Source organism: Cytobacillus oceanisediminis 2691 (genome assembly GCF_007678455.1).
Taxonomy (GTDB): domain Bacteria; phylum Bacillota; class Bacilli; order Bacillales; family Cytobacillaceae; genus Mesobacillus; species Mesobacillus oceanisediminis_A.
On the sequence record NZ_VEEP01000012.1, the window covers coordinates 58,882 to 81,179 of the forward strand.

Annotated in this window: 21 protein-coding genes; 20 read left to right on the top strand and 1 reads right to left on the bottom strand. The window is 44.9% G+C overall.

The window, feature by feature from the left end:
• Positions 1-43 precede the first annotated feature (43 nt).
• The 17 genes from FS736_RS20955 to FS736_RS21035 all read left to right on the top strand — a co-directional run bounded on the left by FS736_RS20955 (position 44) and on the right by FS736_RS21035 (position 18,191).
• Positions 44-1,105 carry a DUF3900 domain-containing protein gene (locus FS736_RS20955; protein WP_144481001.1) on the top strand — a complete coding sequence of 354 codons (1,062 nt, stop codon included), beginning with the start codon at positions 44-46 and terminating at the stop codon, positions 1,103-1,105.
• 129 nt (positions 1,106-1,234) lie between these two features.
• Entirely contained in the window at positions 1,235-1,729 is a 495-nt protein-coding gene (locus FS736_RS20960; RefSeq protein WP_144481003.1) for an NUDIX hydrolase, read from the top strand.
• Between the two features lie 19 nt (positions 1,730-1,748).
• The gene (locus tag FS736_RS20965; protein ID WP_144481005.1) at positions 1,749-2,528 is read left to right on the top strand and encodes a class I SAM-dependent methyltransferase; all 780 of its coding nucleotides are present in this window, start codon (positions 1,749-1,751) and stop codon (positions 2,526-2,528) included.
• Positions 2,529-2,676: 148 nt separating this feature from the next.
• Positions 2,677-3,429, top strand: coding sequence for an SDR family NAD(P)-dependent oxidoreductase (locus tag FS736_RS20970; protein WP_144481007.1), 753 nt, complete (start codon positions 2,677-2,679; stop codon positions 3,427-3,429).
• A gap of 28 nt (positions 3,430-3,457) precedes the next feature.
• A complete protein-coding gene (locus tag FS736_RS20975) occupies positions 3,458-5,071 on the top strand; it encodes a long-chain-fatty-acid--CoA ligase (protein WP_144481009.1) in 1,614 nt (537 codons plus the stop codon).
• Between the two features lie 84 nt (positions 5,072-5,155).
• Positions 5,156-5,719, top strand: a complete 564-nt coding sequence (locus tag FS736_RS20980; protein ID WP_144481012.1) for a TetR/AcrR family transcriptional regulator — start codon at positions 5,156-5,158, stop codon at positions 5,717-5,719.
• Positions 5,720-5,807: 88 nt separating this feature from the next.
• Positions 5,808-6,209 (top strand): acyl-CoA thioesterase, encoded by a 402-nt coding sequence (locus FS736_RS20985; RefSeq protein WP_144481014.1) that lies wholly within the window; start codon positions 5,808-5,810, stop codon positions 6,207-6,209.
• A 46-nt stretch (positions 6,210-6,255) separates the two neighbouring features.
• Positions 6,256-7,035 (top strand): SDR family NAD(P)-dependent oxidoreductase, encoded by a 780-nt coding sequence (locus FS736_RS20990; RefSeq protein WP_144481016.1) that lies wholly within the window; start codon positions 6,256-6,258, stop codon positions 7,033-7,035.
• A gap of 23 nt (positions 7,036-7,058) precedes the next feature.
• Entirely contained in the window at positions 7,059-7,847 is a 789-nt protein-coding gene (locus tag FS736_RS20995) for an enoyl-CoA hydratase/isomerase family protein (RefSeq protein WP_144481018.1), read from the top strand.
• Between the two features lie 11 nt (positions 7,848-7,858).
• Positions 7,859-8,833, top strand: coding sequence for a quinone oxidoreductase family protein (locus FS736_RS21000; RefSeq protein WP_144481139.1), 975 nt, complete (start codon positions 7,859-7,861; stop codon positions 8,831-8,833).
• 22 nt (positions 8,834-8,855) lie between these two features.
• Positions 8,856-9,848, top strand: a complete 993-nt coding sequence (locus FS736_RS21005) for a phosphotriesterase family protein (RefSeq protein WP_144481141.1) — start codon at positions 8,856-8,858, stop codon at positions 9,846-9,848.
• 88 nt (positions 9,849-9,936) lie between these two features.
• Positions 9,937-10,833, top strand: coding sequence for an MBL fold metallo-hydrolase (locus FS736_RS21010; RefSeq protein ID WP_260983680.1), 897 nt, complete (start codon positions 9,937-9,939; stop codon positions 10,831-10,833).
• 42 nt (positions 10,834-10,875) lie between these two features.
• On the top strand, positions 10,876-12,393 hold the full coding sequence (locus FS736_RS21015; protein ID WP_144481022.1) for a class I adenylate-forming enzyme family protein: 1,518 nt from the start codon (positions 10,876-10,878) through the stop codon (positions 12,391-12,393).
• A gap of 25 nt (positions 12,394-12,418) precedes the next feature.
• Positions 12,419-13,312 (top strand): R2-like ligand-binding oxidase, encoded by an 894-nt coding sequence (locus FS736_RS21020; RefSeq protein ID WP_144481024.1) that lies wholly within the window; start codon positions 12,419-12,421, stop codon positions 13,310-13,312.
• A gap of 738 nt (positions 13,313-14,050) precedes the next feature.
• Positions 14,051-15,580: an aldehyde dehydrogenase family protein gene (locus tag FS736_RS21025; RefSeq protein WP_144481026.1), complete on the top strand. Its 1,530-nt coding sequence runs from the start codon at positions 14,051-14,053 to the stop codon at positions 15,578-15,580.
• Positions 15,581-15,603: 23 nt separating this feature from the next.
• A complete protein-coding gene (locus FS736_RS21030) occupies positions 15,604-16,818 on the top strand; it encodes an iron-containing alcohol dehydrogenase (RefSeq protein WP_144481029.1) in 1,215 nt (404 codons plus the stop codon).
• Between the two features lie 158 nt (positions 16,819-16,976).
• Positions 16,977-18,191 carry an acyl-CoA dehydrogenase family protein gene (locus FS736_RS21035; protein WP_144481143.1) on the top strand — a complete coding sequence of 405 codons (1,215 nt, stop codon included), beginning with the start codon at positions 16,977-16,979 and terminating at the stop codon, positions 18,189-18,191.
• Positions 18,192-18,457: 266 nt separating this feature from the next.
• Here the strand turns inward: FS736_RS21035 and FS736_RS21040 are convergent, their stop codons facing one another.
• Positions 18,458-19,507 carry a M42 family metallopeptidase gene (locus FS736_RS21040; protein WP_144481031.1) on the bottom strand — a complete coding sequence of 350 codons (1,050 nt, stop codon included), beginning with the start codon at positions 19,505-19,507 and terminating at the stop codon, positions 18,458-18,460.
• A gap of 151 nt (positions 19,508-19,658) precedes the next feature.
• Here FS736_RS21040 and FS736_RS21045 point away from each other — a divergent pair, with 151 nt between their 5' ends.
• From FS736_RS21045 to FS736_RS21055, 3 genes are all read left to right on the top strand, one after another.
• The gene (locus FS736_RS21045) at positions 19,659-20,552 is read left to right on the top strand and encodes a superoxide dismutase (protein WP_144481033.1); all 894 of its coding nucleotides are present in this window, start codon (positions 19,659-19,661) and stop codon (positions 20,550-20,552) included.
• A gap of 81 nt (positions 20,553-20,633) precedes the next feature.
• A complete protein-coding gene (locus FS736_RS21050) occupies positions 20,634-20,945 on the top strand; it encodes a DUF3892 domain-containing protein (RefSeq protein ID WP_144481035.1) in 312 nt (103 codons plus the stop codon).
• 174 nt (positions 20,946-21,119) lie between these two features.
• Positions 21,120-22,295: an acyl-CoA dehydrogenase family protein gene (locus FS736_RS21055; RefSeq protein ID WP_144481037.1), complete on the top strand. Its 1,176-nt coding sequence runs from the start codon at positions 21,120-21,122 to the stop codon at positions 22,293-22,295.
• The last annotated feature ends 3 nt before the right edge of the window (positions 22,296-22,298 follow it).

Sequence of the window (22,298 nt, forward strand, 5' to 3'; positions counted from 1 at the left end):
TTTATTGAGCAATCATCAAATATAGTCAGCAGGGAGATAGATCATGGAATTTGGAGTTCAATACCTTTCATTCTACGTTGTGCAGGTAGAAGGCAAAGGCGATCAGGCAGATAAAAGGTACAAGCATTTCCAGACATTGAACGAGGAAGAGTATGAAAATAGTCCTTTAAAAGATTTCCTGGATGGTGAGTTCACAAAAATCGTAAAACGAAAGGTCGAAAGACATCCCAAAACGGATGAAGTTCCGACAAAGATCGGCTACTTCATTGTTGAGGAAGGGCATGACCTTACCTCAAACCCAAACTATAATCTTTTTCACCGGGCACGGTTTGCGGAATCAAAGGATGATTTCCAGCAGGAGAGTGAGAAGTTCGCTATTGCCTATGTGGATACAAGTGCTGTCCGCGGAGGTGCATTCATTGTAGCAAGGGCGAAGCTACGCAAATATTTTGATGATGCGTTTGTTTTCATCCTGAAATGTGACTTCGAACCAAAAGTAGCTTCCATTTCTGATGAATCCACATTGATCCGTCAGGTAGAAATGGCCATTACGACGAAGAATATGAAGTCAATCCAGTATCCTTTCATGCCTGAAGAAGGGATGATCCAGGATAATGAACTTAAAATCAACCAGTCTTCTCATGCACGTTATTTTGAGGATTTTCTGAAATATGTTGAATATGGCCAGTCGATGCCCGAAATCGTGAAAACTCAAGTCATCGAGATGGTCCGCGGCCACATGGAAGATACATTCGAACCGGAAAGTGAAGAGCGTGAGCATCTCGAAAACGCCATGGAAATCTGGGCGGCCAGCGAAAAACGGGAGCTGCAGGAGCGGTTTGAACCAGAACAAGTCATCGAGGCTGCGGCGCAACTAATCGAGCATACACCCGAGCTCGAGTTAAAAATGAAGCTTGATCATGTTTCAGTAAAAGGATTGCTTGCAGACTATGGTGACAGCATTCACCTGGCAAAATTAAATGGAAAATATGTCTTAATAATTGAAGCAGATACAGTTACCTTTGAAAAAGGTTTTTCGCCAGTCGAATTTGCGAAACCTGATGAAATCGGCACAGTAGTTGAAAAAATAAGACAAAAAGGCTAGAGACAAGTTCATAGAATATTGTGGGTATCGATGATTCGATGCTCTTCTTTTTATATTGTCAACCATTCCATTTTATGGGTATACTTGGTAAGTAGAATGATAGAATAAGTTAGTATGAGGTGGCACAGATTGGTCTCTACATATGTGAATTGGGGAGAGTCGAGAGTAAAATTGACCTGGAAAGAAACTAACCAGCTGCCGCCGGTCAATTTGATCACCAGTGTCCACGGTTTTTGCTTTCTTGGAAAAAACCTGCTGTTGGTAAAGCTGAACCACCGTGGCTGGGATATGACTGGCGGACATATTGAGCCTGATGAGTCTCCTGAGGAGTGTTTCAGGCGTGAGACGATGGAAGAGGCCTATGTGGAAGGAGACTGCAGCCTCCTGGGACACGTGATTGTAGATCATAGTGAAAATCTTCATTGGAATGAAAATAGTCCATATCCAAAGATTGGTTTCCAGGTTTTTTACTCAATGAACATTACCGAAATCCATGATTTTGAGGCAGGATTTGAATCAACTGAAAGGATTTTTATTGACCAAAATAGGGTGCAGGAATTTTATCACGACTGGCATGATTTGTATGAACATATTTTAGGCTGTGCCACGAAAAAACGAAACTAAGATAGTAAGGGTGAAATGTATGGATGCAATTAAGCAAAACAGCCGGGCCTGGGACAAGAAGGTTGAAGAAGGAGCTGTTTATACTAAAGCGGTGTCAAAAGACGTGATTGAAAAGAGCCGGGCAGGCGATTGGCAAATCACCGTAACTACCGGAAAGCCCGTACCGCGAAGCTGGTTTCCAGATTCTCTGGCAGGATTGAAGGTACTTTGTCTTGCTTCAGGCGGCGGACAGCAGGGGCCAGTTTTGGCAGCAGCTGGAGCTGATGTAACTGTTGTCGACATTTCTGCAAAGCAGCTGGAACAGGATGAATTCGTTGCAAAAAGAGATGGGCTTAACCTGAAGACACTGCAATGCAGTATGACTGATCTTTCAGCATTCAGTAATGAGGAGTTTGACCTCATCGTCCATCCTGTGGCAAATGTTTTCGTAGAAGATGTAAGACCAGTCTGGAACGAAGCTTCAAGAGTACTGAAAGACAAAGGGACGTTAATTTCTGGTTTCACAAATCCGCTGTTATTCATCTTTGATGATGATGAAGACAGAAAAGGAAACCTGGTAGTTAAAAACAAAATACCAGGTTCGACACTTGATAATTTGACCATTCAGCAAAAAGAAGAATATATCAGATTAAATGAAACAGTGGAATTCTGGCATACATTAGAGGACCAAATACAAGGCCAAATCGATGCCGGAATGATGATTACCGGTTTATACGAGGACGATTTCGGGGGCAGAAGGCCACTGGATGAGTATATTCAGTGCTTTGTCGCTACCAGAGCAGTCAAACTAAACGTATAGTTTTAATAATGCTGCCTTAGAACTTTTCTAAGGCAGCGTTATATTTTTAGAATATTTAGACTAATAGTTGAATATTTCAATATAAACGTTATAATAAAGTTAAAATTACATACCGACCGGTTAGTAGATTATGATAAGGGGGAAGTCAATGAGATTAGCCAACAAAACAGCCATCATTACTGGCGGTGCCAGCGGAATTGGCCGAGCAGCCGCCATGGTCTTTGCAAGAGAAGGAGCGAAGGTTGCCATCGCAGACTTAAATGCAGAAGGTGGGAGGGAAACAGCAAAGCTGATTGAGCACCAGGGAGGAACCGCTTTTTTTTACGAAACCAATGTAAGCGATTCCAACCAGATGCAAAGTCTTATATCCGCGGCTGTGGATTCTTTCGGACAGCTGGATATCCTCTTTAATAATGCCGGCATCGGACATCCTGATGTTAAAAGTGTCGATCTTGATGAAGAAGAATGGGATCGGATCATCGATATTAATCTTAAAGGGGTTTTTCTCGGAATAAAACATGCTGTTCCTCATCTGAAAAAGGCTGGCGGCGGTGCAATCATCAATACATCAAGCCTGCTTGGGCTCAAAGGCCAGAAATATCTCGCTGCCTATAATGCATCGAAAGCAGGGGTAGTTCTGCTGACTAAAAATGCAGCACTGGAATACGGCAGTGACAACATTCGTGTGAATGCCATTGCACCAGGAGTCATCGATACACAAATCATCGAAGGCTGGAAGAATGATGTTAGGAAATGGCCGATCATTTCAAGGGCAAATGCACTGGGAAGAATCGGGACACCTGAAGAGGTTGCGAACGCGGTTTTGTTCCTTGCCTCTGATGAAGCAACTTTTATAACTGGTGCGACGTTGTCAGTCGACGGCGGTGGGCTGACATTTTAGCATAAAATTTATGAATGGAGGAATAGAAATGAGCGAGAAAAACGTCTGGCTTTCCAAGTACCCTGACTCCATTGCAGCCACTATCACTCTGCCTGAAAAATCTTTGCCGCAAATGCTCCGTGAATCTGCAGGAAAGTATCCTCAAAACAATGCACTTTCGTTTTATGGCAGGAAGATCAGCTATGAACAATTATTACAAAGTGCAACACATTTCGCATCAGCACTTCAGAACAGGGGTGTTGAATCAGGTGACAGGGTGGCGATCATGCTTCCAAATTGTCCTCAATATGTTATTTCTTATTATGGCACCCTGACTGCCGGGGCAGTCGTCACCCAGGTTAACCCTATGTCTGTGGAACGTGAGCTGGAATATATCTTGAATGATTCTGGCGCAGAAACAATTGTTGTTTTTGATGCTCTTTATCAAAAAGTCAAAAGTGTTCAGGCATCTACCAAATTAAAGAATATTATAGTAGCCAGCCTCCAGCCTTCTGAGCATAATTTTAGTCCTGACACAAGATTTGAGGCTTTTCTATCAGAAAGCAGCGGCAGGATCTCAGTCGTGGATGTGGATCCTGCCGAGGATGTGGCAGTATTGCAATATACAGGCGGAACGACAGGAAGATCCAAAGGTGCTATGCTGACCCACCATAATCTTCTTGCAAATGTACTGCAGTCACATCAGTTTTTCAAGCATGATATAAAATTTGGAAAAGAGCGTTCCTTGACAGTCATTCCGTTATTTCATGTTTTTGGCATGACCGCTTGTATGAATCTGTCAATCTATACGGGAGCAGAGATCATTTTGCTGCCTCGTTTTGATCTGGAAGAGGTACTTAATACAATTAAAAATGAGCAGCCGACGATGTTCCCGGGCGTCCCGACAATGTATGTTGCGATCACAAACCATCCAAAAGCCGAGGAGTACGGAATCGGCAGCATTGAAATATGCAACAGCGGCAGTGCGCCCATGCCTGTTGAGCTTCTTCGGGAATTCGAAAGGAAAACTGGTTCGAAAATTCTGGAGGGCTACGGCCTTTCCGAAGCATCGCCGACAACACATTGCAATCCAAGTTTTGCCGAGAGAAAGCCAGGAAGTGTCGGAATCGGCATGCCATCAACTGAGTACAAGGTCGTGGACCTGGCTTCCGGGACAGAAGAAGTACCAGTGGGGGAACTAGGGGAAGTAATCATAAAAGGTCCACAGATTATGAAGGGTTATTGGAATATGCCCGAGGAAACAGCAACCACCTTGCGAAATGGCTGGTTATATACAGGAGATATCGCAAGAGTTGATGAAGATGGCTACCTGTATATTGTCGACCGAAAAAAAGACATGATTATCGCGAGCGGCTATAATATCTATCCCCGTGATATAGAGGAAGTACTCTATGAGCACCCTGCCGTACAGGAGGCAGTAGTCATCGGAATTCCTGATGATTATCGGGGTGAAGCCGTGAAAGCCGTCATCGTCCTGAAGGAAGGTAAGGAAGCGGATGAAGCTGGAATCAAGGAGTTTTGCCGAAAGAATATGGCGGCCTATAAGGTGCCTAACGTGGTTGAATTCCGTGATCAGCTGCCAAAAACAAGTGTTGGCAAGATATTGCGCAGGGCTCTGAGAGAGGAATTATTAAAAAGTTAATAACTCCATTGATCTAGAAGGGACAGGGGGTAAAATATGGTATAATTTTTTTATGCAGACTAGTAGGAATGCGAGGACAGCAAAGTGAAAGAGAAAATAACCGAGTACAGCATAAAATTATTCGAAAAAAAAGGCTTCAGTGAAACATCCATCCAGGATATCGTGGATTCAATTGGAGTTACAAAAGGGTCTTTCTATTATTATTTTTCCAGCAAAGAAGAACTTCTGATGGATATCCACCTGAGATATATAGACGAATTGCTCGGCAGACAGGAACAGATATTGGCTGATCAATCGACATGCAAACAAAAATTGTTCGATATCGTCTATATGCTGATCAGCAGCATTAAATCAAAAGGGGCATCAGCAAAAATCTTCTTCAGGGAGATGCGGCATTTAAGTGATGCCAGACTGGCACAGATAATCGCCAAACGGGATGAATTCAGGCTGAACGTGGAACGGCTGATCCGGGAAGGAATCGAAAACGGTGAACTCCGTAAGGATTTAAATCCAGTCATTGTTACCTTTGGTATTCTTGGTGCTGCTAACTGGAGTTATCAGTGGTTTAATCCAGATGGAAAGGTATCTGACAGGGAAGTAGCGGAGATATTTGTCGAAATGATCTTAAAGGGGATCGAGATCAACTGAAGAATAAAATAGGAAGGGGCTTTTATAAGCCTCTTCCCATATCCTTTACATACCAACCGGTCAGTAGGGGGAAAGTGAGGAGAAAAGGATGCAGGAAGTTCAGGTCCAGGCTCGTTTTGGCGAGACGGATGCCTTGGGACATATTAATAATACGAGCTATTTTGTCTATCTTGAAGAGGCAAGAATCCGCTTTTTCGAATCATTGGGCTACAACATGGAATTGGATGATTGGAAGTTCATACTAGCATCAACTAAATGCGATTTTATCAGCCAGGGATATTTTGACCAGCTTTTGACTGTGAAGACATATGTGTCAAGAATCGGGACAAAAAGCTTCCAGCTTGAGCATGACATCGTTTGCTCGCAGACGAATGAGCTGATCGCAAAGGGAAATGCCATCATTGTGCATTATGATTTTAAAAATCAGAGAAGTGAAGTTTTGCCGGAATTGCTCAAAGAAGGATTAAAGAGCTATTTTTTATCCGTTTAAAAAACTGAATATTTTGTATTTTAATTCATTACGGGGGGTGCAAGGTTTGAGGTTCTCAGAAACGGTAGCACTTATTACAGGAGCCGGCAGCGGAATAGGAAAGGCAGCTGCTTCTAGATTGGCTGCAGAGGGGGCAAAAGTGATTTTGGTAGGTAGGACAAAATCAAAGCTTGAAGCAGCAGCTCATGAAATAAACATTGCCCATAAACTCCCTAGAGCAGAAATTTTCCCTGCAGATGTGACCGATGAGGAAGACATCAGTGAATTAGCTGACTATGTTCAAGAACAATTTGGAGACTTGCATGTCCTCATAAATAATGCGGGCGGCTCTGTACATTCAAAAATCATGGACACATCGACAAGCGACTGGGACTTTGTCCAAAATACGAATCTTAGAAGTGTATTCCTTGTTTCAAAAGTATTGGGCAGTTTCATGGCAAAAAAGGCAAGTCTGGAGGAAGGAAAGTTGCAAAGCCGTTCCATAGTAAATGTCGCTTCGTTATCGGGACATCAGGCAGGCGCCCATATTCCTCATTATAGTGCCGCAAAAGCCGGTGTCATCAATTTCACTAGAGCATTGGCTCTGGAATTATCTCCGTTTGGAATCAGGGTCAATTCTGTATCCCCTGGTTTTGTCGAAACCCCTTTAACGGAGGAAGGCATGAAGAATGAACAATTCGTGAAGGCGATCAGGAAAAATACTGCGATGAAACGAGCAGGCAGGCCTGAAGAAATTGCAAGTGTCATCGCTTTTCTTGCCTCACAGGAAGCATCCTATATGACGGGTTCAGATGTCCTTGTCGATGGCGGATGGTTAATCAAATAGAAAATATGAAAGGGTGACGATTGATGAATGTAAAAACAAGTGACCATTTAATGGTTAACAGAAGCGGTGCAGTTCTTTCATTGACACTTAACAGGCCAGAGAGCCTGAATGCTTTCAGCCCAGAAATGATTTTCGGACTGACAGATGAAATCCGGAAGGCCCAGGAGGATCCCAATGTCAAAGTAATCGTGCTGTCAGGCTCTGGCCGATCCTTCAGTGCCGGAGGAGATGTGAAGACAATGGGACAGGCAAATGCCGTCGGCGTTTATGACCATATCGGCAAATTGAATGAATGCATTCTCACCATTAAGGATACTGAGAAGCCAATCATCGCTGAGGTACATGGTTTTGCTGCCGGCGCTGGCTTCAACCTGGCATTGGCATGCGATTTGATCATTGCAGCGAACGACAGCAAATTTGCCCTGAGTTTTTCCCAGGTAGGCCTGGTTTCTGATGGAGGCGGATCCTATTTTGTCCCGCGGCTGGTTGGACCGCACCTGGCAAAACAATTTATGTTCACCGCAGAGCCTGTACCAGCAGAACGCTTATACCAGTTGGGAGTCATCAACTACCTTGTGCCATTGGAAAATCTCCAAGAAGAAACGTTAAAACTGGCCGGCAAGCTTGCCAATGGGCCAACAAGGACGTATGGCATGATCAAGAAGCTGGTGGACCATTCAATGACCGCATCATTAGAGGAAATCCTTGAGCAGGAACGGATAACACAGACGATGATGGTTTCAACAGAGGACCATCAGGAGGGTATCGCAGCTTTTAAGGAAAAAAGGAAACCTAAATTTACAGGCAACTGAGGAGGATCATGATGAAAGCAATTCAATTTACAGAATACGGCGGACCAGAAGTACTGCAGACAGTCGAACTGGATCGGCCAATTCCAAAAGGGCAACAAGTCTTAATCGAAATCCATGCGATTGGCGTTAACTATGCTGACACTGCAAGAAGAGAAGGCCAGTATGTAGTACCTACGAAACTGCCATTTCTCCCTGGAGCAGAAATTGCTGGTGTAGTAATTGAAGCTGGGGATTCAGTAACGAATGTAAAACCGGGTGACCGCGTTGTGACGCTGATCGAATCCGGAGGCTACGCTGAGTACGCGTTGGCCGATTGCCGAGGCCTGATCCCCTTGCAGGATAATATGGACTTTGAACAGGCAGCCGCATTGCCGCTGCAGGGATTGAGTGCCTATCACATTCTCAAAACGATGGGGCGGCTGGAAAAAGAAGAAACCGTTTTAGTCCATGCTGCGGCCGGCGGGGTTGGCACTCTTGCTGTCCAACTCGCCAAGCTATTAGGGGCTGGCAAAGTAATAGCAACCGCTAGCAATCAGGAGAAACTGGCGCTCGCAGCTGAAATGGGTGCGGATGTTTTAATAAATTATACCGAACAGGGATGGGAAGATAAGGTCCTGGAAGCAACCGGCGGCAAAGGGGTGGACGTTGCCCTTGAAATGGCTGGCGGCGAGATCTTCAACAAGACGCTAAAATGTCTTGCTACATTTGGCCGGCTTGTCATCTATGGTGTAGCCAGCGGAGAGCAGAGCAGGTTTTATCCATCATCTTTGATGGCCAGAAACCAATCTGTCATTGGTTTTTTCCTTCCTCAAATTATGAGGAAGCCGGCATTGATTCAATCAAGCATGGCAGAAATGCTCAGGTTTATATCGGAGGGGCAGCTTAAGCTGACAATCGGTGGTGTTTACCCGCTCGAACAGGCAGCAGAAGTCCACCGCCTTTTACAGTCCCGGCAAACAAAAGGAAAGCTGATTTTAAAACCTTAAAAAGGGGTGCAGCAGTTTGGCTATGATCAATACGGTAACCGGTCCAATTAATGCAGAGCAATTGGGAAAGACTTTAATTCATGAACACTTTATCTTTGGCTATCCAGGCTTCCAGGGAGATGTGACGCTAGGTGCTTTCAATGAGGAAGCGGCTTTGGAAGAGGCAATCAACATTGCCAGGCAAATGCAGAGCTTCGGTGTCCGGACTGTCGTGGATCCGACCCCAAATGAGTGCGGCAGAAACCCGGAATTTTTAAAGAAAATTTCTGAGGCGACCGGACTTCAGATCATCTGTGCAACAGGCTATTATTATGAAGGCGAAGGGGCAACCCCCTATTTCAAATTCAGGCAGGCATTGGGTACAGCTGAAGAAGAGATCTATGAAATGTTCAAAAAGGAGCTGACCGAAGGAATTGCCGGTACAGGAATCAAGCCAGGAGTCATCAAATTGGCATCAAGCAAGGATGAAATTACCGAATACGAAAAAATATTCTTCCGTGCAGGAGCTCGCATCCAGCAGGAAACAGGAGCTGTGATATTGACGCATACACAGGAAGGTACAATGGGTCCAGAACAGGTTCGGCTTTTGATGGAAAATGGTGCGGATCCAGGAAAAATAATTATTGGCCATATGTGCGGGAATACCGACCCTGAATATCACAAGCAAGTGCTTGACCAGGGTGTAAGAATCGGCTTTGACCGCTTTGGCATCCAGGGGATGGTGGGAGCACCGTTCGATCAGCAGCGGGTACAGACCCTTCTTGTTTTGCTTAATGCCGGATATGAGGACCAGATTTTACTTGCCCATGATACCGTGAATATCTGGCTCGGGCGTCCTCCTGTTATGCCTGAACAGGCAGCAAAAATCATGGAGAACTGGCAGGCAGGACATATTTTCTCCAATATCCTGCCCCAGCTGAGGGAAAACGGAGTGTCAGAGGCACAAATCGATAAGATGCTTGGAGGAAATGCAATTGGTTTATTCACGGGATCTTCAGCCAATGTAATTTCCTAGAGTGCTGAATATTGATTCTATAAGAAAGGGGCGATGACCTATCCAAAAAATCATACCACTTACTCTGGATTCGCCTTTTTCTGAAGGAATCGTTGTTGTATATGCGGTTCTGGGCGAAACAGCAACACTGATCGACACAGGCAACCCGGGTGAGAAATCCTTTTACCAGCTCAAATCTCTCTTAAAAGAACATAAACTAGCATTTACTGATTTCGATCATATGATTGTTACACATATGCACACGGACCATTCTGGCGGTGTCAGTTTGATTCAAGAGGAAGCCGGACTCCCGGTGTATGTGCATGAGCTGGCCGAACCGGTGATCACCGGAGGCGAAACAGAGTTTAATAGAATGAACGTTTTTTTTAATGATTTCATCAGACAGTGCGGAGCGAATCCTTGCGTTCATCAGCATACCCGTAAATACAAAGAAGAAATCTGGCGTGATGTCCATTATATTAGCGAAGGAGAAGAAGTCTACATAGGAGGAAAACCTTACAAGGTCCTGCATGTTCCCGGCCATAGCCAGACGGATATCCTGCTGCTAAATGAACAAAAAGGAATTACCTTTGTCGGTGACCATATTATCCCTGAGCTTGCCGTTAATGCTTTTATTGAGCCTCCTCCACCCGGGAAGAAAGAACGGCCTGCTCCATTGATCCAGTATAGGGAATCACTGCGTCGGTCCAGAGATCTTCAACTCGGAAAGTGTTACTCGGGACATGGAAAACCTTTCACGGGGCATATTGAACTGATTGGAAAAAGGTTAGACCAACACGATGCCCGCTGCCAGCAAATCCATCGACTGTTGAAGGATCGGGATAAGAATGTTTACGAGATTTGCCAGGAAGTCTACCCCCATCTTAAAGGGTCGATTGTTTTTCTCGGACTCTCGCAAATTCAGGGGCATCTCGATTTGATGGAATCACGAAATGAGGTGATGAAAGAGAAACGAAACTCCATTTTTTATTATCGATTGCTGTGAAGTCGCTAGGCCTATCTTTCTTTTTGAAAAGGAGAGGGTTATATGAAACTTGCAGATCTGCTTGAAAACAATATCAGTGAATATGGTGAATATCCATTTATTTTTTATCAGGATCAGCAGTTTTCCAATGTGGAAACAAAAAAATATGCTGACCAAATCGCAAATGGTCTCAAGAAACTGGGCATCGAAAATGGTGACAGGGTTGTTGTCTGTATGCCGAACAACCCTGAAGTAATTTTTTCCTATCAGGGAATTACCAGAAGCGGCGCCGTGATCGTTCCAATCATGTTCACCCTTCATCCAAGGGAAATCCAGTATATTATTAAAAACTGCCAGGCGAAAGTTGTGATTGCCTCTGCTTATACGGCAGAAAATATGAAGAAGGCCATTGCGGAGCTCGAAGTGAAGCCGCTCCTTGTTGTAGCCGATCTTCCAGGCAGCGATGAGATGGTCAATCTATATGATCTTATGTCTGTGGACTCAATTGCCAACGAAGATAATGTCCATCGGAATGATACCGCTGTCATTTTATACACCTCTGGAACGACTGGAAATCCAAAAGGCGTTCTGTTAACCCACAAAAATCTCTACACCAATGCCGTTAACTCTGCAGCCCATAACGAAACCGACATAGGCGTTACAATCGGCGTCCTCCCGTTAGCGCACGTATATGGCCTGACCATTTCTAATACGTGCTATTTAACAGGGAGTTCTATTGTCGTCTTCTCAAGATTTGATCCGCAGGAAATTTTTAAAGCGATAGAGACATACAAAGTAAGGTCCTTCTCAGCAGTGCCTGCCATGATTCACGCTATGGTTGGAAGTCCGCAGGCTGATCAATATGATACCTCTTCTTTAGAATGGATTGGTTCCGGTTCGGCACCACTGCCAATAGCACTGTTGAATGGTTTTCGCCAAAGATTCGGTGCGAAGGTGTTGGAGGGCTATGGATTATCTGAAGCTGCCCCCATCGTTACCGCACATAATAAAAAAATCGACATTAAGCCTGGCTCAGTCGGAATCCCGATTCCAGGGGTCCAGATAAAAATCATTGATGACGAGGGCAGAGAGTTGCCGATCGGGGAAGTTGGCGAACTGCTTGTTGCGGGTGACAGCGTAACACCTGGTTATTATCAGAACAAAGAAGAAACAAACCGTGTCATCAGGGATGGATGGCTGCATACTGGCGACATGGCGAAAGTTGATGAAGATGGATATCTTTTCATCGTCGACCGGAAAAAAGATCTGGTCATCAGGGGCGGTTTCAATATCTATCCCCGTGACATCGAGGAACTGCTGAATGCACATGAGTCTGTCTCGGAAGCCGCTGTCATAGGTGTTCCTGATGAAAGGATGGGCGAGGAGATTGTTGCTTGTGTAGTGAGAAATCCCGAAACCGATCCGTCAGAAGAGGAACTGATTCAATACTGCCAGGATCACCTTGCAAGGAATAAGACACCAAAAAGGATTGTCTTCATGGAATCATTGCCACGGAATGGTGTCGGTAAAATTCTTAAAACTAGACTAAGAGAAACCGCTGCAAATATTCACACACTTTAAAACTGGTTATCAAGGAGGAATTCAAATGGAACAGAGAACGATTTTAACGACAAGCAAGCGAGGGCTGCAGGTGGATTCATTCCCGTTCCGACTCTATCAAAAAGCGAAGAAATTCGGCATCTGGAATCCTGCAGATATTGATTTTACCCAGGACCAGGAGGACTGGAAGCAGCTCAACGCAGAACAGCAAAATGATATTCTCCGCCTGATCTCGCAATTCCAGGCCGGTGAGGAAGCAGTCACACTCGACCTCCTGCCGCTGATCATGGCTATCGCAAAGGAAGGCAGGCTTGAGGAAGAGATGTTCCTCACAACCTTCCTGTTTGAAGAAGCCAAGCATACCGAGTTCTTCAGGCTTGTTCTGAACGCTCTGGGAGAAACAGGTGACCTCTCAGGACACCACACAGAGACTTACAAAACGATTTTCTATGAAATATTGCCAACTACGATGGATCGCCTTTTGACTGACCAATCACCGGAAGCCATCGCCGAAGCCGCCACCGTCTATAACATGTTCGTTGAAGGGGTACTTGCCGAAACCGGCTATTATTCCTTCTATCAAAATCTCGAAACCCTCGGCCTGATGCCAGGACTTCTTAAAGGAATCGGCAATTTAAAAAGGGACGAGTCAAGACATATCGGCTACGGAACCTTCCTGCTGCAAAGGTTGATCTGCGAGCATCCACATTTGTACGAATATGTAGAGGGCAAAATGCAAGAGCTGACTCCGCTGGCCATCCGCTTGAACCAGGAGGGCTTCCGTGACAAGGATGTCAGCACTTTTGGCAACCAGATCGAAGATACAATGAACTTTACATTAAAACAGCTTTCTGTTCGGATGGAAATCCTCTCGAGAGCAAGAGGCAAGCGGATCGAAGAGATATATAGAGTGTCGGAGAGTGAGATGGGAGTTTTGTAAGGAACTGCTAGAATCTCCTAGGTGACCTGATAATTCATTTTTGGGAATAAAGGTGTTCCATTAAGCCCTATTGGCAACCTAATAATCCAGTTTCTAGGAAACCATGGTTCCAATAAGCTCTATTGGTGACCCAATAATCCAGTTACTGGTAAAAAGAAGCTCCAATAAGCTCTATTGGTGCCCTTATAATCCAGTTACTGGTAAATTGGTGTTTCAATAAGCCGTATTGGTGACCTGATAATCCAATTAGTGGAAAAATGAGGTTCCAATAAGCCCTATTGGTGACCTGATAATCCAGTTAGTGGAAATACGGTGTTCCAATAAGGCCTTTTGGGGACATAATAATCCAGTTTGTGGAAATACAGAGTTCCAATATGCCCTATTGGTGACCTAATAATCCAGTTACTGGTAAACCAAGGTTCCAATAAGCCATATTGGCGACCTGATAATCCAGTTACTGGTAAACCAACACTTCAATAAGCCCTATTGGTGGCCTTATAATCCAGTTAATGGTAAACCAGGGTTCCAATTAGCCCTATTGACGACCTCATAATCCTGTTACTGGTAAATCAAGGTTCCAATAAACCCTATTAGTGACTTGATAATCCTGTTACTGGTAAACCAACACTCCAATAAGCCCTATTGGCTAACCAAAAATAGTGACTTCTTCAATGACTTAGCTATTCACTAACTAGTTTTTTAATAAATTTATATAAAACCCAATAAGGAGGGCACAAGATGACTGTAAATGTCGATGTAAAAACGTTTCCGTTATTCATTAATGGAAAGTGGGAGGCTGCAAGCACCCAGGAAACCTTTGATGTCTTTAATCCAGCTACCGGGGAATTGGTGGCACGTGTGGCAAAAGGAAATGCAGAGGATGTGGACAGAGCAGTAGAGGCGGCAAGGAAGGCATTCGATGAAACCGATTGGAAGGGAATGAAGCCAAAGGAAAGGTCGAAAGTGTTGTACGCCATTTCTTATCAGATTGCTGCACATGCTGAAGAACTTGCTTACCTTGAAGCTATCAGCTCGGGCGGTACCGTTAGGAGGATTGGGGCAAACGACATTCTGCAAATGGTTGACTTGTTCCAAACATTGGCCAAGTTTGTGGAAGAGTATCCATTTTCGGAAACGCTTCCAAGTCCGCCGTTCCCTGGGCCGGCTCACAATTTTATCTGGCGCGAGCCAATCGGGGTTTGCGCGGCGATCACTCCGTGGAATCTCCCGATGATGATTGCGACCTGGAAAATCGCACCGGCTTTGGCGATGGGCAACACAATTGTGATCAAGCCTGCGAGCTATACTCCATTATCGACCCTGAAACTTGCTGAAATCATTTCCCAGGTAGTGCCTCCAGGAGTCATAAATGTTGTGACCGGACCAGGTGCCGAAGTTGGGGAAACGCTGGCAAGCCATCCAAAGGTCGATAAGGTTGCTTTTACAGGGTCGACTGAAGCCGGACGCAAGGTAATGCAGTTAGCCGCAGGCACAGTTAAAAATACAACACTTGAGCTAGGCGGGAAATCTCCAAACATCATCCTTGAAGATGCCGACTTAAGCATCGCCCTGCCTGGAAGTTTATTTGGGGTGTTCCTGCATTCCGGGCAGCTATGTGAATCAGGGACAAGGTTATTTGTGCCTGACCATTTACATGATGTGATTGTGGAAAATCTCGTAAAGCTGGCTGGCAAAATCAAGCTTGGCAATCCGCTTGATCCAGCTACTGATGTTGGTCCAATCATTTCAAAGAAGCAAAAAGAAACCATCTTATCCTATATCGAAGCGGGCAAAGCCGAGGGTGCAACGCTCGTCTGCGGCGGTAAGGAACAAAAAGTGGCCGGCTGCGAAAATGGCCACTTCATCGAACCGACGATTTTCACGAATGTCACAAATGATATGAAAATCGCCCGGGAGGAAATCTTCGGACCTGTACTGTCTGTTATTCGATACACTGATTTGGATGATGCCATCAGGATGGCAAATGACTCTATCTATGGGCTTGCTGCCGGTGTATGGACCCAAGATGTCAATAAAGCATATGACGTTGCACGCAAGCTGCAGGCTGGTGTTGTCTGGATCAACGACTGGCATATGCTGCGCAATGATGCACCATTTGGCGGCTACAAACAAAGCGGAATCGGCCGTGAGATGGGGAAGCATTCACTTGATGCCTATACTCAGGTCAAGCATGTCCATACTTCGATGGTACCGGAAGTTCATAAGCGTTCCTGGTATGGCTTGCTGCTTTCCGACAGTGCTGAATAAAAAAAAATAATGAGGTGAAAAGGATGCAAAGTACAACATTATCTCAATTCTCGCTCCGCTCAGCAATATACAGCGGCTCAAATTCAAGGGCAATGGTGCCTGATTTGTTTAAGGGATTAGGTGCAAAAAGGGTGGTTCTTTTTAGCGACAGGGGCCTTGAAAAAGCAGGAGTAGTCGAAAAAGTTGCCCAGATTTTTGAATTGACGTCCAAAGGCATGGGTCCTGAATTAGCTGGTATTTATGTGGATATTGCTCAGGACGCAGAAAGCAGTTCAGTGAATGAGGCACTACGCTATGCAAGGGAAGTTGGTGCGGATGGCTTGCTTGCTGTTGGAGGCGGAAGCGTACTTGACACGGTCAAAGGCGTAAAATACGCCATGCATAAAGGATTGACCGACATAAAGGAAGCCATACCCGGAGGCTTTTTATATGAGCAATTCCCGAAAGCAACCCATATTCCGATCCCGCATATTGCAGTACCAACTACTGCTGGTACAGGTTCAGAAGTCTCGCCGATCGCGGTCATATACAATGAGGATATCCAAATGAAAGGAAATATCATCAATCCTTTCATCAGCGCGGACATAGCCGTGCTGGATCCGGACCTTACAGTAGGTCTGCCGCCGGCAATCACCGCGTTCACAGGCTTCGATGCACTGACACACGCAATTGAAGCCCTGGCATCGCCAAATGCAAATGCACTTACTGATGCACATGCATTGCACGCAATCAGGCTGATTGAAAAGAATCTCCCTGTTGCCGTATCTGAAGGCTCTAACCTTAATGCAAGAATGGAAATGCTGCAGGCGAGCCTAATGGGAATTACCGCGTTCAGCTTTTCATTGAATGCGATCCCGGTCCATAACTTTGCACATGCATATGGCGCACTCTTCAGGATTCCGCATGGCCTGGCGAATGCTGTTTTCCTTCCTGTCGTCATGGAACTTGTACCAAGCCTGTACCTTCCGAAGGTAAAAGAACTGGCATCTGCCTTGCGTGTTTCATGCAATGAAGACGATGACAATGAGACCGTACTGCAAAAAGTCGTTGAAAAGATTCGAGTCCTTCAGCACAAAACTGGCTTGCCGTCAGATTTTGCACAGTATCGTTTAACGGAGGAGGACCTGGAGAAGGTTGCCGGAGCTGTAGCGAAAGACCCTGCAGCAGTTTCTTTCCCGTTGCCGAAGGAACTGATTCAGGCTGTCGGCCAGCAGGTTGTGCCGATTGGCGTAAAGTAAAAATATAATTTAAAAAAATGTCTAGCTTCAGCGCCTAGCCCCTCGAGTCGTTTCGGTCCGCTTAATAAACTCAAAGAACGACTTCACCGGTCGGCCCTCTAACGCTTGTCGGGGCTGACCAGGCGCTTAACGCTTTTCTTAAGGAGTGATCATCAATGATGAATTTTGAATTTACAGATGAACAAGAGTTGTTAAGGAAAACGGTCAGGAATTTTGTTGACAGGGAAATCATGCCTTATATTAAAGAATGGGATGAAAAGCAGCACTTTGAGAGTAATATTCTGACAAGGCTTGCGGATCTTGGCCTCATGGGAGTCTGCATACCGGAACAATATGGCGGCAGCGGGATGGATTATAATTCACTGGCAATTGTGTGTGAAGAACTTGAGCGCGGGGATACTGCCTTCAGGACCGCAGTCTCCGTTCACACTGGCCTAAACAGTATGACTCTCCTGCAATGGGGAAATGAAGAGCAAAAACAGAAGTATTTAGTTCCTCAGTCAAAAGGGGAAAAGGTAGGGGCTTTTGGATTGACCGAGCCGAATGCAGGTTCGGACGTTGCGGCAATGCAGACAACAGCCGCTGACGCGGGGGATCACTATATTCTGAATGGGTCAAAAACCTGGATTTCATTATGTGATGTTGCTGACCATTTCCTCGTATTTGGGTATACGGATAAAAGCAAAAAACACCATGGCATATCGGCCTTCATCGTGGAGAGAAACTGGGAGGGCTTCTCCTCCAAGGCTATAAAAGGGAAGCTTGGAATCAGGGCCGGGAATACCGGCGAAATCTTTTTTGACAATGTAAAGGTTCCTAAACAAAACCTTCTGGGCAAAGAAGGTGACGGCTTTAAAATCGCGATGTCCGCCCTGGATAATGGCCGTTTCACCGTGGCCGCAGGTGCGTGCGGAACGATTATGGCAAGTCTTGAAGCAAGCTTGAAGTATTGTCATGAAAGAAGTACATTCGGCAAGGAAATTGGCAGGCATCAGCTCTTCCAGCAGATGATCGCGAAGATGGAAGCGGGGCTGATACAATCACGCTTGCTCGTGTACCGGGCAGGCTGGCTTAAAAATCAGGGCAAACGGAATACCCGTGAAACCTCACTGGCCAAATGGCAGGCATGCGACTATGCTTATGAAGCAGCAAATGATGCCGTACAAATCCATGGGGCCTACGGTTTCTCAAACGAATATCCTGTCGAACGATATTTGCGGAACGCAAAAGCGCCGGTGATCTATGAAGGAACACGGGAAATCCATACGGTTATGCAAGCGGAATATGCGCTAGGCTATCGAGTTGATAAACCACTTTCGAATATGCTCCCGGCATGGCCTTTTGAGTCGGTATCAGAAGAAATCATGAAATAAAATAAAGTGACACCACCAAGCTAAGAAAAAAAAGGGAGATGTGCTTCAATACTGAAGAGCATCTCCTTTTTACAATTGGCTGTTTTCGTAAAGATTGTTGTTAAAATCTTAAAGCCGATTTTAACGGGCTATAAGCAATTTTGCAGTTCGTTTTTAAGTGGGCAAGCTCTTTTCTCATAATAAGCTTGAATTTTATAAAGAAAACTAGGTCATTCAATCCAATTTAGTAGTCAATAGCAACAAAGTTTGAGAAAAGAGCCTTACAATTATAAGACCATTTCAGATTGCACATAGTGATAAAGCAGCTTAGCTGTATTTTCAATAGAATCTTTATGTGTTCTTTCAAATGCGTGTGAGGAATCGATTCCGGGACCAATAAGACCGTGGATAATATCGTGTCCTGAACGGATTGCGGCTGAAGCGTCCGATCCGTAAAACGGATAGATATCGAGTTTGTAGCCGATTCCATTGTCAATGGCCAGTTGTGTCAGCCTTTTTCTAAGTTCATAATGATAAGGGCCGCTCGCATCCTTCACACAAATGGAAACCGTGTATTCATCGGTAGATTGGCCATCACCCATCGCCCCCATATCCACCGCCAGGTACTCGACTGTTTCCGGCGTGATATTCGAATTGCCTCCATAGCCGATTTCTTCATTATTTGAAATCAGGAAATGAGTCGTATATGGCAATTCGATGTTTTCACTTTTCATTTGTTTGATTAGCTGAAGCAGGATCGCTACGCTTGCTTTATCATCCAGATGACGCGATTTAATATATCCGGACGGTGTTAGCTGTACACGAGGATCAAAAGAAACAAAATCTCCAACCTCGATGCCAAGTGCTCTCACATCATCAGCGTTATGTACTTTTTCATCGACTCGCACTTCCATATTATCCTGATTGCGCTCAGCTTTCCCGGCATCCTTATAGACATGTACGGAGGTTTGGTGCATCAAAATTGTTCCCGTGAACTTTTTGCCGCTTGAAGTTTCAATCTCGCAATATTCGCCCTCGATGGAGTTGTACTTAAAGCCGCCGATTAAATCAAGCTTAAGGCGTCCGCTTGGCTTAATTTCTTTTACGATGGCTCCAAGAGTATCGACGTGGGCAGTCAGCATCCTATGATTTTGCTGATCTTTACCTGGCAAGCTAGCAGTCAACCCGCCCTTGCGGTTTCTTTTTGTTTCTACCTGCAATTCCTTTAAATAATTCTCTACATATGTAATCACTTCATTGGTATTTCCTGAAGGACTCGGGATGCTGACCAGTTCCTTTAACAGATTCACCGTCTCATCCGTATTTGGGTATGCCATAAATGAAATTCCTCCCTAAAATAAATTCTCACATAATTAATATTATAAGCTTTTTTCCCGAAGCAAAGTACCATTTATCTTTAATTCCTGTAATCCCTAAACCAGTCTGCTCATATTTTGATTATGGATGTAGTTTTGGGGAGGCGATTAAATGAACGGGTATTGGTTTAGGTATTCATTGCAGGAATGGTGCAGGGAAATGGAAGAGAAATGGGACTCCGTTAAGGCTCAGCTTAGAGAATCTGGTGATCAAGACTCGTTAGAAAAATGGGAAGAAAACTTTTTCACCTTGAAAAAGAAAGCAGAAAGCAACTTGGATGAGGAACAGATATATGCAGAAGCGAGAAAATTATTTGACGAACTTACAGATTATGCGAATGACCCTGAAATTGGCCGCCAGCAAGCGCAGAGACTACAGCCGGTGCCAATAGGAGGTCACAAATTGCCGCCACTGCCTTATGCCTATAATGCGCTCGAGCCTGTGATCGATAGAGAGATCATGAGACTTCATCACTTAAAGCATCACCAAAGCTATGTTGATGGCTTAAACAAAGCTGAAAAAGAAATGCAGAAAGCCAGGCAAACCGGTGATTTCTCTTTGATTAAACACTGGGAAAGGGAAGCAGCTTTCCACGGATCGGGACATTACCTCCACACGATTTTTTGGAACATTATGGTCCCGAACGGCGGGGGAGCTCCAAAGGGACAGCTTAGCAAAGCAATAAATGATACATTCGGCGGCTTTGAGGGCTTTAAAAAACATTTTACAGAAGCCGCTAAAAATGTCGAAGCTGTAGGGTGGTCCATCCTTGTCTGGTCTCCGCGTTCCCACCGCCTCGAAATTCTCCAGGCTGAAAAGCATCAAAATCTGACACAGTGGGATGTTATTCCACTTCTCGTTCTGGATGTTTGGGAGCACGCCTACTATCTGCAATATAAAAATGAACGGGCTAAATATGTTGAAAACTGGTGGAATGTCGTCAACTGGAAGGAAGTCGAGCAGCGGTTCAATAAAGCCAGGACATTAGCCTGGCAGCCATTTTAGAAGAGTGACGGAATGTCACTCTTTTTTTGTATAAATGCTTCCCTTTGGCAAAGACTAAACATATGTTCGGGAGGTGGTATTTTGGATAATAAAGATTTCAACCAGATTTACAAGGAATACAAGGAGCAAAGCAGAGCACAAGCTGAAATTGAAGCGAACACAGACCAGCCCGGGAAAGAGCAAATTGTGGCTGTCCGGAAAAATGACGACGGGGATCTGATCGCATTTAAGACAGAAAATGGCAGGGAGCTGGATTATGTCACTGCCCTTAATGAAGCAAAGGCTGGCAGACTGGCCCATGTGGATGTATTCCATAAATACGGACGGGATATTCTCAGAAGTGAGCCGGACGGAATCAAAGAAAACAATCTTGATCAACTGCCTGATTTTTAGCAGGGAATCTTCCCTGCTATTTTTGTTTTCATTTATAAAAAACTTGATTTTTCAGAAATTTCAATCTAAAATTAACAATAACATACCAACCGGTAGGTATGTGAAAAAGGATAGTAACATACAATTTTAATAATGATGCAGATTTATAAGAAAAAAGTTAGGGGAGTGACTTGAATGCATTTACGCCTTACAGAAGAACAAAAAATGGTCCAGAAGACCATCCGCAGGTTCGTTGAAAAAGAACTGGTGCCTCTGGAAAATGAGGTTCTCAGGAATGAAAGAGAAGGACGCCCAAGCCTTCCGCCAGGTAAATTAAAGGAGCTGCAATTAAAGGCAAAGGAAGCAGGCTTCTGGGGAATCAATACACCTGAACAATATGGCGGTGCCGATCTTGGTCAAATGATGATGGCCATCGTATTGATGGAAATTTCCAAGACCTTCGTTCCTTTCCAATTCGGTGGGTCAGCAGACAATATTCTTTACTACGGAAACGAAGAACAGAAGCAGAAATATTTGATCCCAACCATCAACGGCGAGAAAAAGTCCTGCTTCGCAATGACAGAGCCAGGCGCGGGATCGGATACAAGAAATATTAAAATGACCGCAGTCAAAGATGGCAATGAGTGGGTTTTGAATGGCGAAAAGACGTTTATAACGGGTGGAAATGAAGCGGACTTTGTCATGGTCATTGCCATTACCGATAAGGAGAAGCATCGGGCAACCGGCCGTGATGGAGTGACCTGCTTTATCGTCGACCGGGATATGGGCTGGAAGTCGGAGTATATACATACGATGGGTGAGTGGGGTCCTGCCGGTCTTGTGTTTGATAATGTCCGCGTTCCAGAAGAAAACATTCTTGGTGAAGTAGATGGCGGTTACAAATTAGGACTTGAATGGATTGGCTTTGCAAGGTGGGTTGTTGGTGCAAGGGCAATCGGATCTGCAGAACGTCTACTGCAAATGGCGATTGACTATTCAAAAGAACGCATCACCTTTGGCAAACCGATTGCTGAAAGACAAGCCATCCAGTGGATGATTGCTGATTCGGCGGTTGAAATCGAAGCAGCAAGGTGGCTGGTATTGAACGCCGCCTATACGCTGGATGCAGGTGAAGATAACAGGCATATGGCCTCGATGGCTAAATTGTATGGCTCGAATATGGGGAACAGGGTAGTGGACCGCGTCATGCAAATACATGGCGGTATGGGATACACAAGGGAATTGCCAATCGAGCGCTGGTATCGTGAAGCCAGGCTTTGGAGAATTTACGATGGAACAGATGAAATCCAGCGCATGATCATCGCCAGGGACCTGTTAAAAGGACATGTAAAAATTGGGCAGTTTGTTTAATAA

What these genes read in the sequence shown, in the direction of transcription:
- FS736_RS20965 (WP_144481005.1), top strand. Translation starts at nt 1,749, where the DNA reads ATGGATGCAATTAAGCAAAACAGCCGGGCCTGGGACAAGAAGGTTGAA.
- FS736_RS21020 (WP_144481024.1), top strand. Translation starts at nt 12,419, where the DNA reads ATGGAACAGAGAACGATTTTAACGACAAGCAAGCGAGGGCTGCAGGTG.
- FS736_RS21045 (WP_144481033.1), top strand. Translation starts at nt 19,659, where the DNA reads ATGAACGGGTATTGGTTTAGGTATTCATTGCAGGAATGGTGCAGGGAA.
- FS736_RS21005 (WP_144481141.1), top strand. Translation starts at nt 8,856, where the DNA reads ATGATCAATACGGTAACCGGTCCAATTAATGCAGAGCAATTGGGAAAG.
- FS736_RS21035 (WP_144481143.1), top strand. Translation starts at nt 16,977, where the DNA reads ATGAATTTTGAATTTACAGATGAACAAGAGTTGTTAAGGAAAACGGTC.
- FS736_RS20995 (WP_144481018.1), top strand. Translation starts at nt 7,059, where the DNA reads ATGAATGTAAAAACAAGTGACCATTTAATGGTTAACAGAAGCGGTGCA.
- FS736_RS21015 (WP_144481022.1), top strand. Translation starts at nt 10,876, where the DNA reads ATGAAACTTGCAGATCTGCTTGAAAACAATATCAGTGAATATGGTGAA.
- FS736_RS20985 (WP_144481014.1), top strand. Translation starts at nt 5,808, where the DNA reads ATGCAGGAAGTTCAGGTCCAGGCTCGTTTTGGCGAGACGGATGCCTTG.
- FS736_RS21030 (WP_144481029.1), top strand. Translation starts at nt 15,604, where the DNA reads ATGCAAAGTACAACATTATCTCAATTCTCGCTCCGCTCAGCAATATAC.
- FS736_RS20975 (WP_144481009.1), top strand. Translation starts at nt 3,458, where the DNA reads ATGAGCGAGAAAAACGTCTGGCTTTCCAAGTACCCTGACTCCATTGCA.
- FS736_RS20955 (WP_144481001.1), top strand. Translation starts at nt 44, where the DNA reads ATGGAATTTGGAGTTCAATACCTTTCATTCTACGTTGTGCAGGTAGAA.
- FS736_RS21055 (WP_144481037.1), top strand. Translation starts at nt 21,120, where the DNA reads ATGCATTTACGCCTTACAGAAGAACAAAAAATGGTCCAGAAGACCATC.
- FS736_RS21025 (WP_144481026.1), top strand. Translation starts at nt 14,051, where the DNA reads ATGACTGTAAATGTCGATGTAAAAACGTTTCCGTTATTCATTAATGGA.
- FS736_RS21040 (WP_144481031.1), bottom strand. Translation starts at nt 19,507, where the DNA reads ATGGCATACCCAAATACGGATGAGACGGTGAATCTGTTAAAGGAACTG.
- FS736_RS21000 (WP_144481139.1), top strand. Translation starts at nt 7,859, where the DNA reads ATGAAAGCAATTCAATTTACAGAATACGGCGGACCAGAAGTACTGCAG.
- FS736_RS20970 (WP_144481007.1), top strand. Translation starts at nt 2,677, where the DNA reads ATGAGATTAGCCAACAAAACAGCCATCATTACTGGCGGTGCCAGCGGA.